The sequence below is a fragment of the Jiangella mangrovi genome (genome assembly GCF_014204975.1).
Classification (GTDB): domain Bacteria; phylum Actinomycetota; class Actinomycetes; order Jiangellales; family Jiangellaceae; genus Jiangella; species Jiangella mangrovi.
Genome location: NZ_JACHMM010000001.1, coordinates 2,640,550 through 2,655,271, shown reverse-complemented (window position 1 = coordinate 2,655,271; position 14,722 = coordinate 2,640,550). Strand labels below are relative to the sequence as shown.

Here is a 14,722-nt window from a genome sequence, read left to right as displayed (position 1 = left end):
GGGGCGACATCTGGATTGCCAGGAGGGACTTTCACCCGCTGGAGCGGGGAGAACTCCCTCCCGGCGTGCGCCGTGGGCGAGTTACCGCTGCTAGGGCGGTGGTAACTCGCCCACGACGACCTGTGGTGCTCCACGATGCGGGATTTTCAGCGTGGTCCTGGGTGGCCCACCAGGCGTTCCCCTGCGTTACCAGGCATGCATGCCTGGAGGAGCGCAAGAACGCCTCGTGATGTAGTCGATCCTTGATGATCTTCACTGCCCATACCCCGTCGAAGTGCGGACGCGCCGACGGACCGCGGTGGTCAGTCCCTGAAGGTCGCGACGATCGGGGCGTGGTCGGAGTCCTCGGCGGCGGCGCGGACGCGCGGGTCGTCGGTGACGGAGGGAAGGCCGCGGTCGACCAGGCTGTCGACCTTCTCGATCCGCCGCAGCAGCTCGTGCGAGACGAGGATGTGGTCGATCAGCTCGCCGCGGCCACGGTAGATGCGGCTGTAGCGGCGGGGCTCGGCGATGAGCGGCGCGGTGTTCCAGAGCCGCCAGGCGTCGCCCTTGTCGGGCTGGTTCTCGCCGGCCGTCCCGATCTCGGAGCCGCCGGGGCCGAGCAGGATCTGCGTCGTCGCGGCGGCGGGCTCGTCGTTGAGGTCGCCGCAGACGACCAGCGAGCGGCCCTGACCGTCGCCGTCGAGCAGGGTGTTCGCCCATTCACGGACGGTGGCCGCCTCGGCCGCGCGGCGGTACAGGGCGAAGGCGCCGTAGCGGGCCCGCTCGGACTCGTCGCGCGGGTTGAACCGGCCGCCCGGGTAGCTCAGCAGCTTGGACTTGAGGTGGCAGGTGACGACGTCGACGGTGTCGCCGCCGGCCGTGCGCACCCGCACCCGCAGCGCGCCGCGGCCCATCTCCGTCGACAGCGCTCCGCCGTCGGACGCGCGGACCGGGCCGACGCCGTCGGCGAACGCGGCCAGGTCCTCGGACTCCTCGACCGGGAGCCGGGAGATGACGGCGTTGCGGATGCCGCGGGCGTCCGGGTTCGCCGACACGTGCGTCGTCCAGTCGCCCGCGAGCCGCGCGACGAGGTCGTCCAGCGCGGCCGCTTCGCCGATCTCCTGCACGCCGAGCACGTCGGGCGCCATGCGGTCGATGGTGCCGGCCAGCGCGTCCAGCTTGGCCTCGTAGGTCGCCTGGTCCGGCGGCCGGCCGTCCGCGTCTCCGGGTCGGAACAGGTTCTCCAGGTTCCACGTGCCGATGACGACCATGCCGGACCCCCCGAGTCTCCGCGCCTGCCTGCATGATCGACGCTAGCGGAGCCGGCCGGGCGCCACCAGAGCCTATGCTCGGGTGGGTCACCGCACGGACCGACGGCGTGGGAGCAGTCATGCAGGACGACGACATCAGGGCCCGGATCAGCGCACTCGTCGAGGACGAGCACGACCTGCGGCAGCGCCTGCAGTCCGGCGAGATCTCCACCGACGAGGAGCACGCCCGGCTCCGACAGGTCGAGGAGCAGCTCGACCAGTGCTGGGACCTGCTGCGCCAGCGCCGCGCCCGGGTCGAGGCCGGCCAGAACCCCGACGAGGCCGCCGCGCGTCCCGTCGGCGAGGTCGAGGGCTACCTGCAGTAGCGGGTGGCAAGCTGGACCCATGGATCTCGACGACGCGGCGGACGAGCTGTACGCCCTCCCGCCCGAAGAGTTCGTCGAAGCCCGCAACGCGCTGGCGAAACGGGTCAAGAGCGAGGGCGCGGCCGACGTCGCCGCCCGCATCAAGGCGCTGCGCAAGCCCACCCTGGCCGCCTGGCTGACCAACCAGCTGGTCCGGCAGCACGCCGACGAGATCGCCGCGCTGGCCGAGCTCGGTGAGCGCATGCGCAAGGCGATGTCCGGCATGGACGGCGCCGCCCTGCGCGAGCTGACCGGCGAGCGGAAGAAGCAGGTCGACGCGCTGCTCAAGGCCGCCCGGACGATCGCCAAGGACGCCGGGCAGAAGGCCGGCCCGGACCTCGTCGAGACCATCGCCGGCTCGTTGGAGGCGGCCATCGCCGACCCCCGCGCCGCCGAGCAGCTGCTGGCCGCGCGGCTGTCGCACGGCCTGCAGCACGTCGGCTTCGGCTCCGTCGAGGACGACGGCGAGCCTGCCGAGGTCATCTCGCTCACCGAGGCCCGGGTCGCCCGCGGCCAGCGGCTCGAGACGACCCGCCGGTCACGCTCGGCCAAGGGCGACGAGGCGGCAGTCGAGGACGAGGCGGAGCCTGAGGAAACCGAGGAGGAGGCCGGCGACGGCGACGGCGACGAGGTAGCCGCCGCTGAGCGCGAGCTCGAACAGGCCGAGACCGCCGTCGACGACGCCGAAGAGCAGGTCGACGACGCCGAGGCGGCGCTGGACGAGCAGCGGCGCCGACTCGAGGAGGCGCAGGCCACCGCCGAGCGGCTCACCGAGGAACTGGCCGCCGCCCGGCGCGAGCTCGAGCAGGCCCGCGACGACGTCGAGTCCGCCGAGGACGACGTCGAGAACGCCCGCAAGGCCTCCGAGGCGGCCCGCCGCCGGCGCCGCGAGGCCAAGCAGAAGCTCACCCGCCTCTCCTGATCCGAAACGTGCGCGACTCGCGGCGCGCCTAGGATCGCCGCATGGCCACAGGGCAGACGCTGCGGTCCCGCCGCCTGGCGTCGCCGATCCGCGAGTTCATCTCGACGCAGAGCTCGGGCGCCGTGGTGCTGCTGGCCGCCACGGTGGTGGCGCTGGCCTGGGCGAACTCACCGTGGTCGGACACCTACGAGGAGTTCTGGCACACCGAGCTCGCGATCCGGCTCGGCGGCGCGGAGCTGTCGCTGGACCTGCGGCACTGGGTCAACGACGGACTGATGGCGCTGTTCTTCTTCGTCGTCGGGCTGGAGATCCGGCGCGAGTTCGACATGGGCGAGCTGCGCGAGCGCAGCCGGGTCGCCACGCCGGTGCTGGCCGCGCTGGGCGGCATGGCCGTCCCGGCGCTGCTGTACCTGGCCGTCAACGCCGGAGACTCCGCGGTGCACGGCTGGGCCATCGTCATGGGCACCGACACCGCGTTCGCTCTCGGGGTGCTGGCTCTGGCCGGCGACCGCGCGTCGCCGCGGACCCGGACGTTCGTGCTGACGCTGGTGATCGTCGACGACATCGTGGCGCTGACGATCATCGCGATCGCCTACTCCGACGACGTGTCCCTGGCCGCGCTCGCCGTCGCCGTCGCCCTGTTCGGCGTCGTGCTCGCGCTCAAGCACGGCGGGGTCCGCCACGGCGTCCCGTACTTCCTGGTCGGCTCCGGCGTCTGGCTGGCCACGCTGATCTCCGGGGTGCACGCGACGCTGGCCGGCATCGCCCTCGGCCTGCTCGCGTCGGCCTTCCCGCCGTCGCGCGAGGCCCTCGAGCGGGTCGGCGCGGTGTGGCGGCTCTTCCGCGAGCAGCCGGTGCCGGAGTACGCGCGGTCGGCCAGCCGCACGCTCGCGACCGCGATCTCGCCGAACGAGCGGCTGCAGCACCTGTTCCACCCGTGGACCAACTACCTCATCGTGCCGGTGTTCGCGCTGGCCAACGCCGGCATGGTCATCAACGGCGAGGTGCTGCGCGAGGCGGCGACGTCACCGATCACGCTGGGCATCGTGCTCGGGCTGGTGGTCGGCAAGCCGGTCGGCATCATCGGCGTGACCTGGCTGGCGAGCCGGTTCGGGTTCCCGCTGACGGTGTCCTGGCCCCAGCTGATCGGGGCCGGGACCATCGGCGGCGTCGGGTTCACGGTCTCGCTGCTCATCGCCGGCATCGCGTTCGAGGGGCACGAGCTCGACGACGCCAAGCTCGGCATCCTGGCCGCGTCGCTGATCGCCACGCTGCTCGCGCTGCTGGTGTTCCGGGTCGTCGGCCGGCTGCCGCAGCGGACCCGGGCGGCCGGGCAGGACCGGCTGGTGGCGCCGATCGTCGACCTCGCCGACCCGGTCGACCCCGACGTCGACCACATCCGCGGCCCCGTCGACGCCCGGGTCACGCTGGTCGAGTACGGCGACTTCGAATGCCCCTACTGCGGCCGGGCCGAGCCGGTGCTGCGCGAGCTGACGCAGGCGTTCGGCGACGACCTCACGTTCGTCTTCCGGCACCTGCCGCTCACCGACGTCCACGAGCACGCCCAGCTCGCCGCCGAAGCCGCGGAAGCCGCCGGCAAGCAGGGGAAGTTCTGGGAGATGCACGACCTCCTGCTCACCCACCAGGACGCCCTCACCTACGAGGACCTGCTGCGTTACGCCGCCGACCTGGAGCTGGACGCGCAACGGTTCGCCCGCACGCTCTCGTCGCGGCACTTCGCGCTGCGCATCACCCGCGACGTCGAGAGCGCCGAGCAGAGCGGCGTCGCCGGCACGCCCACGTTCTTCGTCAACGGCCAGCGCCACCACGGCGCCTACGACCTCGAGTCGCTGCGGGCGGCCATCACCCGAGAACTCGGAAACACCACGGGTGTGACTCACCTCCAGGGCGACGATCCGGGCAGATGATTCGGCGTATACGCCAACCCGAGGAGGACCCGTGACCACCGATCGTCTTCCCGTCGTCTTCGTCCACGGCCTCTGGCTGCACGCCGAGTCATGGGAGCCGTGGGTCGAGCTGTTCCGCGAGTCCGGCTACGAGCCCCGGGCCCCCGGCTGGCCGGGCGACTCGGCGACCGCCGACGAGACCCGCGCCAACCCCGAGCGGGTCGCCGGGTTCGGCATCGACGACGTCGTCGAGCACTACGCCGAGATCGTCCGCGGCCTCGACCGCCCGCCGGTCCTCGTCGGCCACTCGTTCGGCGGGCTGATCGTGCAGCGGCTGCTCGGCGAGAACCTCGGCGCCGCGGCCGTCGCCATCGACCCGGCGCCGATCAAGGGCGTCATGTACCTGCCGCCGTCGTCGCTGCGGGTGGCGTCGATCGCGCTGCGCAACCCGGCCAACCGCAAGAGAGCCGTCGCGCTGGACCGCGCGCAGTTCCGGTACGGGTTCGGCAACGCACTCACCGAGCAGGAGTCCGACGAGCTGTACGAGCGCTGTGCGACCCCGTCGCCCGGCCGGCCGCTGTTCGAGGCCGCGTTCGCCAACTTCACCCGGTCGTCGCCGGCGAAGGTCGACGTCCGCAACGCCACCCGCGGTCCGCTGCTGCTGACGCTCGGCGGCAAGGATCACACCGTCGCGCCGGCGATCGTGCGCACCACCGCCCGGCTGTACCGGAAGTCGTCGGCCTCGACCGAGCTGCGCCAGTACCCCGACCGCGGCCACAGCCTGACCATCGACAGCGGCTGGCGGGTCGTCGCCGACGACGTTCTCGCCTGGCTGAAAGCGCGTGGCTTCTGACGCCTTACGCTTGGGGCACCGACCGCTAGGCACTTCATGGAGGGCACGTGCCACGACAGGGACCTGTGCTGCTGACCGTCGAGGACGACCCGGCGGTGAGCCGGGCCATCGCCCGCGACCTGCGCCGCCGCTACGGGTCGGATCACCGGGTGGTGCGCTCCGAGACGGGGGCCGGCGCGCTCGAGGTGCTGCGCGAGCTGACCCTGCGCGGTGAGGCGACGGCGCTCATCCTGGCCGACTACCGCATGCCCGGCATGAACGGCATCGACTTCCTCGAGCAGGCCATGGACGTCGTGCCGCAGGCCAAGCGGGTGCTGCTGACGGCGTACGCCGACACCCAGGCGGCCATTCGCGCCGTCAACGACATCGACCTCGACCACTACCTGGTCAAGCCGTGGGACCCGCCCGAGGAGCACCTCTACCCGGTGCTCGACGAGCTGCTGGACACCTGGGCGCGCGACAGCCGGCCGGGCTTCGAGGGCGTCACGCTGCTGGGCCACCAGTGGGCGTCCGAGACCCAGGACCTCAAGGAGTTCCTGACCAGCAACCAGGTCCCGTACCGGCACCTGCGCGGTCCCGAGGGCGCGGCGCTGCAGGGCACCGCGGCCATCCCCGACGAGTCGCTGCCGGCGGTCATCATGCCCGACGGCGTCGTGCTCACCTGCCCGCCGCTGCGCGAGGTCGCCGAGCGGCTGGGCCTGGCCACCACCGCCGGCAGCCCGCTCTACGACCTCGTCGTCATCGGCAGCGGGCCGGCCGGCCTGGGCGCCGCGGTCTACGGCGCCAGCGAGGGCCTGCGCACGCTGCTGGTCGACCGCGCCGGGGTCGGCGGCCAGGCCGCGCGCAGCAGCCTGATCGAGAACTACCTGGGCTTCCCGCAGGGCGTCTCCGGCGCCGAGCTGGCCCAGCGCGCCCGCGACCAGGCCGTCCGCTTCGACGTCGAGATGCTGACCGCGGCCGCCGCCGTCGACGTCGTCGCCCAGGGCGAGGGCCGGGTGGTCCGCTTCGACGACGGCCACGAGGTGACGGCGCACGCCGTCGTCATCGCCACCGGCGTGTGGTGGAGCCGGCTGCCGGCCGAGGGCGCCGACGACTACGCCGGCCGCGGCATCTACTACGGCGCGTCCGCGCACGAGGCGCCCGGCTGCAAGGGCGAGGACGTGTTCATCGTCGGCGCGGCCAACTCCGCCGGCCAGGCGGCGCTGCACTTCGCCCAGTACGCCAACCGCGTCGTCATGCTGGTGCGCGGCCCCGACCTGCGGCTGCGCATGTCGGAGTACCTGGTCGGGCGCATCGAGGCCGACTCCCGCATCGAGGTGCGCACCTGCACCGAGGTCACCGCCGCCCACGGCGACGGCCGGCTCGAGAGCATCACCGTCACCGACACCCGCGACGCCGGCACCGAGTCGCTGCCGGCCACCCGGCTGTTCGTGTTCATCGGCGCCGAGCCGCCCACGTCGTGGCTCAGCCCGGAATTCGCGCGCAACGAACGGGGTTTCCTCCTGACGGGGCCCGCCCTGCTCGACGCCGACGGCCGTCCGCCGCGCGAGTGGCCGCTGGCCCGCACCCCGTACCACCTCGAGTCCAGCGTCCCGGGCGTGTTCGTGGCCGGCGACGTGCGCGCGGAGTCCGTGAAGCGCGTGGCGTCCGCCGTCGGCGAGGGCGCCATGGCCGTCACGCTGGTGCACCGCTACCTGGAGGCGACGTGACCACCGGTACGCCCATCGACGTCGAGGAACTGCGCACGCTGTTCCTGTTCGAAGGCATGACCCCTGAGCAGCTGGCCGAGGTGGCCGCGGTCTGCGAGGTGCGTGCGTACCCCGCCGGCGGCACCGTCTACCGCGCCGGCGAGCCGTCGGTGGCGCTGTGGGTGCTGCTCGACGGCACGCTGCGGCTGGTCCGGCACGCCGACGGCGAAGAGGTCATCGTCAACGAGACCGACTACCGCGGCGCCTACGCCGGCGCCGTCCGCGCCTTCGCCACGTCCGCCGAGGCGTCCGCCTACCCGACGTCGCTGCACGCCGTCACCGACTGCCGGTTCCTCCGCTTCCCCGCCGACGCGTTCGCGGCGTTCGTGCGCAAGTGGTTCCCCATGGCGGTGCACCTGTTCGACGGGCTCTACCTCGGCATCCGCACCACCGAGGCGACGGTCCGCCAGCGCGAGCACCTGGCCCAGCTCGGCACGCTGTCGGCCAACCTCGCGCACGAGCTGAACAACCCCGCCGCGGCCACCGTCCGGGCGGCCGGGCAGCTGCGCGACCGCGTGGGGCACATGCGCCGCAAGCTCGGCATGATCGCGTCGGGCACCCTCGACCCGGCGATGATCGCCCGGCTCATCGTCATCCAGGAGCGCGCGGTCGAGATCGCCTCGAAGCGCCGCGACCCGCTCACCCCGCTGCAGGAGAGCGACCTCGAGGACGAGATGGTCGACCACCTCGAGGACCTCGGCTTCGAGTACGCCGTCGACGTCGCCCCGGTCTTCGTCGCCGCCGGCCTCGACACCACCTTCTTCGACGACGTCGCCGCCGAGATCGGCGACGCCCTCCCCTCCGCCGTCGCGTGGCTCGGCTACACGCTCGAGACCGAGGCGCTCATGGACGAGATCGAGGACGCGTCCAACCGCATCTCGACCCTCGTCGCCTCGATCAAGCAGTACACGCACCTCGACCAGGCCGCCCACCAGGAGGTCGACCTCCACCCCGGCATCGACAGCACCCTCGTCATGCTGGGCCACAAGCTCGGCGAGATCGAGGTGAAGCGCGACTACGACACCTCCCTGCCGCAGGTGCCCGCCTTCGCCGCCGAGCTCAACCAGGTCTGGACCAACCTCATCGACAACGCCGTCGACGCCATGAAGGGCCACGGCACCCTGACGCTGCGCACCCGCCGCGACGGCGACCACGCCGCCGTCGACGTCGCCGACACCGGCCACGGCGTCCCCGACGAGGTCAAGGGCCGGCTGTTCGAGGCGTTCGTCACCACCAAGCCCATGGGCGAGGGCAGCGGGCTGGGCCTCGACAACGCCAAGCGCATCGTCGAGAAGCGCCACCGGGGCACCATCGACTACACGACGAGCCCGGCCGGGACGACCTTCACCGTCCGGCTCCCGCTCTCCCCCGCCACCTGACCGCGGCGGCTCAGCCGTGCAGGGTGGGCCGGTAGACGAGCTCCTGGATGCGGCCGTCGAGGGTCCGGCTCTCGATCAGCTCGAGGTCGAAGTCGGCCGCGCCTCCGAAGACCGGCTCCGTTCCGGTCCGGCCGGTGATGACCGGGAAGACCGTCACCTGGACGCGGTCGACCAGGCCGGCGGCCATCAGCGCGCGGTTCAGCGACAGGCTGCCGTGCGAGCGCAACGGCACGGCGGACTCCTCCTTGAGCCGGGCGACGACGTCGACGGCGTCGCCGCTCGCCACCGTCGCGTCGGGCCAGTCGAGCGGTCCCCGCAGCGTGCTCGACACCACCGTCGCCGGCAGGTTCCGCATCCGGGTGACCCAGGGGTCGCGGACCTCGGACTCCTCGGTGCTCTCGGCCAGCATCTGCGCGAACGCCCGGTAGGTGGTCGCGCCGAAGACCATCCGCTGCTCCTCGGCGTAGAGGTCGAGGCGGTGCTGGAGCAGCTCGGGGCCCTGCTTGCCCCAGTAGCCGGTCCAGTCGCCGCCGGCGGTGCCGAAGCCGTCGAGGCTGCTGAAGACGTCGAAGGTGTAGGTCGCGGTCATGATGCTCTCCTCGTTCCGTGGGGGTTCTTCACCCCCGCTACGAAGACCTCTGCCTCGATTCGACACCCACCCGTGGATTTCTTTCGCCGTCACCTGTAGGACAGATTTCCGTCACCTGGGTTCGATGGGGTCGACGACGTGACCGAGCCCCGGCTGAACAGACGCACGTTCCTGCAGCTCAGCGGTGTCAGCTCGGCCGCGCTCGCGTGGGGCATCGCCGCACCCGCCACCGACGCGAGCTTCCGCCAGGTCGTCCGGCGAGGCGCCGCACTGGCCTCGCCGGAGCTCGCTCATGCCGTGCACCCCTACGTTGACGGGCTGGAGGCAGGACGGGAGTACTTCTACCGCTTCCACGTCGGCCGCCAGGTCAGCCCCGACGGGGCTCGCGCGGCTGGCGGCCGCGATCCCGGCGATGATCATCCAGGATCGGTGGTGCCATCACACCCCAAATCCTGGATGATCATGAATGGCGATGGTGTCGCTCCGACCGCAGTTCCTTCACACACTCAGCGCAGAGATCTCACACCGGTGGTCAGCCGAGCGGGGCCGGGGCGACCACGGAGCCGTCGGCCAGGCGCAGCCGGAGCGAGGCGACGGCGTCCGCCGCGAGCTCACCGGCCCGGTCGCCCGACGGGTCGACGGCGAGGACGTGGCCGGCGCGGTCGTTGTTGTCGCGCGGCACCCGCACCGCCCCCGGCAGGTCGAGCCGCCAGCGGGCGACCGCCGGGTTCGCGTCCAGCGCCTCGTGCCCCTCGACGCCGGTGACGACGCCGTCGACCGGGGACAGCACGAACGCGACCGCAGCGGACCCCGTCGACGACACGTCGCCGCCGAGACCCTGCCCCAGAGCGAGCGAGACCAGCAGCTCCAGCGGATGCACGCCCGTCACCCGATGCACCAGGTCGAACACGAAACCGCCGGCCTGACGCGGGTTGATCTCGACGATCCGGGGGCCCGACGGCGTCAGCTTCAGCTCCGTGTGGCTCAGCCCGTGCGAGAACCCGATCGCGGTCAGCGCGGCCCGGACGTGCGCCTCGACGTCGCGCGCGACGGCGGGCGGGAGCGGTGCGGGGAACACGTGCCCGGCCTCGACGAAGGTGGGCGTCACGCTCTTGCCGGTGATGCCGAGGATCCTGGTCTCGCCGGCGACGGTGACCGCCTCGACGCTGACCTCGGGCCCGGTGAGGACCTCCTCGAGCAGCAGCCGGCGCACCAGCGGCTGGTCCCGGGTGTTCCGTTTGACGCCGGTGACCTCGTAGAACGCGTCCTTCAGCCCGGCCTCGTCGGTCACCAGGTGCACCGACGTGCCGGAGTTGAGGTCGACCGGCTTCGCGACCAGCGGGAAGCCGATCTCCGCCGCGCCGGCCAGCGCGTCGTCCCACGTCGCGGCGACGGCGAAGCGCGGGCCGGGCAGCCCGGCACGCTTCAGGACCGTCCGGACCGCGTCCTTGCGTACCGCCCGCCGGGTGATGTCCGGCGACGCGCCGGCCAGCCCGAGCATCTTCGCCAGCTCGGCCACAGCGTCGAGGTAGTAGTCGCAGGTCGTCAGCACGCCGTCGATGCGCCGCCGGCAGACGATCCCGATGACCGCGCCGGTCATGGCCGCGCGGTCGTTGGTGTCGACGACGATCACCTCGTCGGCGTCGCGCACCACCGGGTGCGGCGCGCCGTCGACGTCGGGGTACAGCGCGGGGTCGCGGGTGAACAGGATGTAGTCGTGCCCCAGCTCGCGCAGTAGCGGCGGCAGCGCGAGCCCCGTCGACTGCACCCAGCTCTCGACCATGAGCAGCGTCGCCACGTCAGCCCCCCGCCCGGGCCAGGATCGCCGAGTTGATGACGTCGTTCACCGGGTGCACCTCCGTCAGGGGCTCGAAACCGTCGAGCGCGGTCCGGTCGATCGGCGGGTAGAGCAGGGTGCGCAGGCCGCGGGCGCTGCGGGCGAGCAGGATCGCGCCCGGCCGCATCGTCGCGGCGAGCCGCGCGAGGATCCGCCGCTTCGCCTCGAACGTGTCGCCGACCAGCGCTGCCAGCACGACCACGTCGTAGCCGGACAGGTCCGCGTCCAGCACGTCGGCCTCGCGGAAGCAGAGCGCGCCGTGGCCGAGCGCCGCCGCCACCCGGGCGCCGGCCGCCAGTGCCACCGGGTCGCGGTCGAAGTTGTCGACGTGGACCTCCAGCTCGGCGGCGAGGAACAGCGAGCTCAGCGGCAGCGGCCCGGAGCCGACGAACGCCAGCGAGCGAACCCGCGACGGCAGCGCCGACGCCAGCAGGCCGATCTCCATGCGGCTGAGCTGCCGGTAGTTGCCGAAATAGGGGAACCGCAGCAGTTCGTCGCGCGCCGAGCCGGCGGCGAGGATCCGGTTCGCCCAGGCGTGCTCCAGCTCGCCCTCGCCTCGGGCGCACAGGGCGCGCAGCCGAGGCGCGAGGTGCTGGATCTCGACGTCATTGAGGACCGCCGGCACCGTCTCGGCCGGGGCGGTGAGGACGAGCCGCACCAGCCGGTCGAACAGGCCGTCGGTCTCAGGGCCGGGACGAAGATCGTCGCGGGCTGCCAGTTCGCGGTACACGTCGCTCACCGACGCAGTAATGTCCTCGGGCGTGGGCCGGCCCAGTGGGTCGGCCAGCTCGGTCAGGTCGGTTTGACCGAAAATGTTGCTAGTGAGACTCATGTTCATCACGGCCGATGATGGCACACCTCAGCGGGCCGCCGCTGCGGAATACGCGAAGAGGCCGCACCCCTGAGAACGCTGTGGACGTCCCCGGGAGTGCGGCCTCTCACCGCTTCGGCGGGCTACGAGGTCAGCGGCTCTCCTCCGCGGTCAGCAGCTCCTGCCGGCCGCCGGACACCCGCTCCAGCACCAGCCGGACCGTGGTGGCGTCGCCCGCGTCGGCCGTGAGCTTGGCCGACTCGTACTCGTCGCTGCGGAACGTCTCGCGCGCCAGCACGTCACCGGTGGCGACGTCGACCAGCGAGGCGCGGAAGACCGCCGTCCGGCCGAGGTCGGTCGGGAACACGTGGCCGCTCACGGTGCCGTCGTCGCCGAACGCGACCAGGGCCGCGCCGTGCTCGTTGGCGTTCGTGATGCTGTACATGTCCTGGGTCGGCATGAACGTCTCGGTCCACGACTTCGTCTCGCCCGGGCCGAGCGTGTCCGGCAGGAAGAACCGGTCGGTCACGCCGCCCCACGGCTCGACGTAGGGCCGGCCCGAGTTGCCCTTCGAGTACGGGTTGGTGTCGAAGGAGCTGTTGAAGCCCCAGGTCCAGAACTTCATCCCCGTGGTGATGTCGTTCTCGGAGACCCGGACCACGCCCTCCTCGTTCTCGTGGTTGACCGCGCCCCACCAGTCGCCCTGCGGGTTCTCGGGCAGGTCGAGGCCGTAGGCGATGCCGTTGCCGCCCAGCCACCTCGACAGGTACCGCATGTTGTCGAAGTAGAGCTCGCGACCGGCCTCGCTGTTCGCCGGTGCGTCCGGGTTCACCCGGCGCTCGACGTCGGCCATCCAGGTGTACGACGAGTCGCGGCGCACCTTCTCGAGCGGGGTCAGGTGCTCCACCGTCGGCGAGCCCTCGTGCAGCGGCCGGCCCGGGCCGAGCGTCGTCAGGGTCCAGTACTCGTACTCCTTGGCGACGGCGTTCGGGTTGTGCAGCGACACGTCGAGGTCGACGACCGGCTTGTCCTTGTAGACGGTGTACGTGGCCGAGATCTCCATGCCGGTGGCGCCGTAGCGGAACCGGCCGTCCTGGCGGTGGTTGATCGTGTCGGTCTTGGTCATGACGATCGAGATCTGGTCGTCGGTCTCGACGATCTCGTAGTCCCACGGCAGGAACCAGTACTTGCCGTGCTCGGCCTCGGAGAACGTCGGCGCGATGCCGCCCCAGACCATCAGCCAGTTCGCGTAGAACGGCGAGTTGCCGCCGTGCCCGTACGGGGTGCCGACGGGGTTGGCGTACAGCAGGTCGTTCCCGGTCGGCTTGTAGATCAGCGACAGCAGCCGCGCGCCGTAGTCGGGGGTGAACGTCGCCTTGATGTACTTGTTCTCGACGACGATCGCGTCGACCTCCTCCTCGACCACGCGGTCGCTCACGTTGGCCTGGTCGACCCGGTAGTTCGGTGTCGCCGTGCCCTCGGTGAACTCGAAGTCGTAGTGCGTGAACGTGGTCGTGGCGTTCTCGTCGATGGTCAGGTAGTCGCGGTCGCGCGGGTCGTAGTCCGCGCCGCGCTCGGGCAGGTCGCCGGTCGGAGCGGTGAACGCCAGCGTCTCGGCGGCCGCGTTGGTGACCCCCGCGACGTCCTTGACGCTGCCGGCCAGCAGCGTGACCGAACCCTCGGAGCCGCGCCGGAAGACGCTGCCCTCGGCCAGGCTGACCACGATGGTGCGCCGGTCGGCGAAGTAGGCGGCGGTGTGGCGCAGGTCCTCGCTGAGGTCCGACGGCGCCGGGCCGCTGCCGTGCGGGTCGGCGTCGTCGTCGACGGCGGTGCCGCTGACCTGCAGGACGGTGGCCAGCTCGGCGGCGCTCAGGCTGTCGCCCGTGGTGCCGGTGCGCGGGCTCTCGACGACGGGCCGGTCGCCGATGCCGTTGGGCCGCCAGGTCGGCAGCTGGGCCAGCTCGGCGAGCTTGTGGTCGAAGGTGACGGTGAGCTGGCGGCGGTCGGCGCCCACCTCGACGCTCTGCAGCCCGGTGGCCTGCGGCGTCGCGGAGCCGGTGAACGTCGTGGCGCCGGCGACCGGTGCGGCGGGGTCGACCCGGCCGGCGCTGGTGCGCAGCGCGGAGTTCGCCTGCGTGCCGGTCGGATTGCCCAGCAGCTGCAGCGTGTGCTGCTGGCCGGCGGCGAGGTCGGCGCCCAGGTAGACGTCGTAGACGCGCGCGTCGGAGCCGGCCACCTTCTGCACGTACGTGGCCGCGACCCCGCCGACGGTGATGCGGCTCGGGTTGGTGGTGTACGTGTGCGCGGGCATCCCGGCCAGGATCGGCTGGGCGAACGTCACGCGGACCAGCCGCGACGTGATCGGCTCGACGCTCGCGATCGAGGCCAGCGCGGCCGCAGTGCCGGTGCCGGCGAACCCGAACCGCTCGGTCTCGTCGCCGGCCAGCGCGCTGCCGTCGGCGGCCCGGATCCGCAGCTCGTCGAAGCCGACGCCGTCGCCGTCGAGCCAGAGCTCGTAGTCGCCGCCGGCGGTCAGGGTGGTCGAGGCCGGCAGGACGATCCGCAGCGTGTCCTGCCCGGCGGTGTCGCCGGGGAAGACCTCGGCGCCGAGCGTCTGCAGGTCGGCGCCGTTCAGGGCCGCGTCGGGCTGACCCTCGGTGCCGCCGCCGACGTGGATGAAGCCGCGGACGGCGTTCGCGTTGGCCTCGACGTACTGGCGCAAGCCCTCGTCGAGCGCGCGGTCGAAGTCGATCTCGATGGTCTTGGTGTCGGGGGCGCTGACGCCCTCGATGGACAGGCCCTCGTCGGCGCCTGCGGTCCGCGGGCTCGTGAGCGGGATCAGCGCCGCCAGCACGAGCAGGAGCGCGAGGCCGATCGACATGGACCGGTATCTGTGCAGCCGTACACCCGTGTTCATCGGGCAACCTCCTACGTAGGACGTCGTCGTCGTGCGAGCGATGGAGTGAAGCCTGAGGGAGGGCATTCCCAAATACGAACAAAGTTCGTTATTATGGACGTG

General features: G+C 72.1%; 11 protein-coding genes and 1 pseudogene. 7 read left to right on the top strand and 5 right to left on the bottom strand.

The annotated features are described in order from the left end of the window. Window positions 1-302: 302 nt before the first annotated feature. Entirely contained in the window at window positions 303-1,253 is a 951-nt protein-coding gene (locus HD601_RS12355; protein WP_184822267.1) for an endonuclease/exonuclease/phosphatase family protein, read from the bottom strand. 119 nt (window positions 1,254-1,372) lie between these two features. Between HD601_RS12355 and HD601_RS12350 the strand changes: the two genes are divergently transcribed. Genes HD601_RS12350 through HD601_RS12325 form a run of 6 tightly spaced genes read left to right on the top strand, consistent with a single transcriptional unit; the run spans window position 1,373 to window position 8,466 of the window. Further along, entirely contained in the window at window positions 1,373-1,618 is a 246-nt protein-coding gene (locus tag HD601_RS12350) for a DUF2630 family protein (RefSeq protein WP_184822264.1), read from the top strand. A gap of 19 nt (window positions 1,619-1,637) precedes the next feature. Beyond that, window positions 1,638-2,579, top strand: coding sequence for a hypothetical protein (locus HD601_RS12345; RefSeq protein ID WP_184822262.1), 942 nt, complete (start codon window positions 1,638-1,640; stop codon window positions 2,577-2,579). 41 nt (window positions 2,580-2,620) lie between these two features. Further along, window positions 2,621-4,507, top strand: coding sequence for a Na+/H+ antiporter NhaA (gene nhaA / locus HD601_RS12340; RefSeq protein WP_184822260.1), 1,887 nt, complete (start codon window positions 2,621-2,623; stop codon window positions 4,505-4,507). Window positions 4,508-4,538: 31 nt separating this feature from the next. Next, window positions 4,539-5,339 carry an alpha/beta fold hydrolase gene (locus HD601_RS12335; RefSeq protein WP_184822258.1) on the top strand — a complete coding sequence of 267 codons (801 nt, stop codon included), beginning with the start codon at window positions 4,539-4,541 and terminating at the stop codon, window positions 5,337-5,339. 47 nt (window positions 5,340-5,386) lie between these two features. After that, on the top strand, window positions 5,387-7,048 hold the full coding sequence (locus HD601_RS12330; protein ID WP_184822256.1) for an FAD-dependent oxidoreductase: 1,662 nt from the start codon (window positions 5,387-5,389) through the stop codon (window positions 7,046-7,048). Continuing rightward, window positions 7,045-8,466: an ATP-binding protein gene (locus HD601_RS12325; RefSeq protein WP_221440880.1), complete on the top strand. Its 1,422-nt coding sequence runs from the start codon at window positions 7,045-7,047 to the stop codon at window positions 8,464-8,466. The genes HD601_RS12330 and HD601_RS12325 overlap by 4 nt, the downstream gene beginning before the upstream one ends. A gap of 10 nt (window positions 8,467-8,476) precedes the next feature. Here the strand turns inward: HD601_RS12325 and HD601_RS12320 are convergent, their stop codons facing one another. Continuing rightward, on the bottom strand, window positions 8,477-9,055 hold the full coding sequence (locus HD601_RS12320) for a dihydrofolate reductase family protein (protein WP_184822254.1): 579 nt from the start codon (window positions 9,053-9,055) through the stop codon (window positions 8,477-8,479). Between the two features lie 138 nt (window positions 9,056-9,193). Here HD601_RS12320 and HD601_RS35650 point away from each other — a divergent pair. Next, window positions 9,194-9,424 (top strand): annotated as a pseudogene (locus tag HD601_RS35650) (PhoD-like phosphatase N-terminal domain-containing protein); the annotation flags it as partial. A gap of 163 nt (window positions 9,425-9,587) precedes the next feature. On the opposite strand, the gene HD601_RS12310 reads toward HD601_RS35650, so the two are convergent. The 3 genes from HD601_RS12310 to HD601_RS12300 all read right to left on the bottom strand — a co-directional run bounded on the left by HD601_RS12310 (window position 9,588) and on the right by HD601_RS12300 (window position 14,620). Then, window positions 9,588-10,853, bottom strand: a complete 1,266-nt coding sequence (locus HD601_RS12310) for an ATP-grasp domain-containing protein (RefSeq protein WP_184822251.1) — start codon at window positions 10,851-10,853, stop codon at window positions 9,588-9,590. Between the two features lies 1 nt (window position 10,854). Continuing rightward, window positions 10,855-11,724, bottom strand: coding sequence for a nicotianamine synthase family protein (locus HD601_RS12305; RefSeq protein ID WP_184822249.1), 870 nt, complete (start codon window positions 11,722-11,724; stop codon window positions 10,855-10,857). A gap of 130 nt (window positions 11,725-11,854) precedes the next feature. Further along, window positions 11,855-14,620: a DUF5107 domain-containing protein gene (locus HD601_RS12300; protein WP_184822247.1), complete on the bottom strand. Its 2,766-nt coding sequence runs from the start codon at window positions 14,618-14,620 to the stop codon at window positions 11,855-11,857. Window positions 14,621-14,722: the final 102 nt, after the last annotated feature.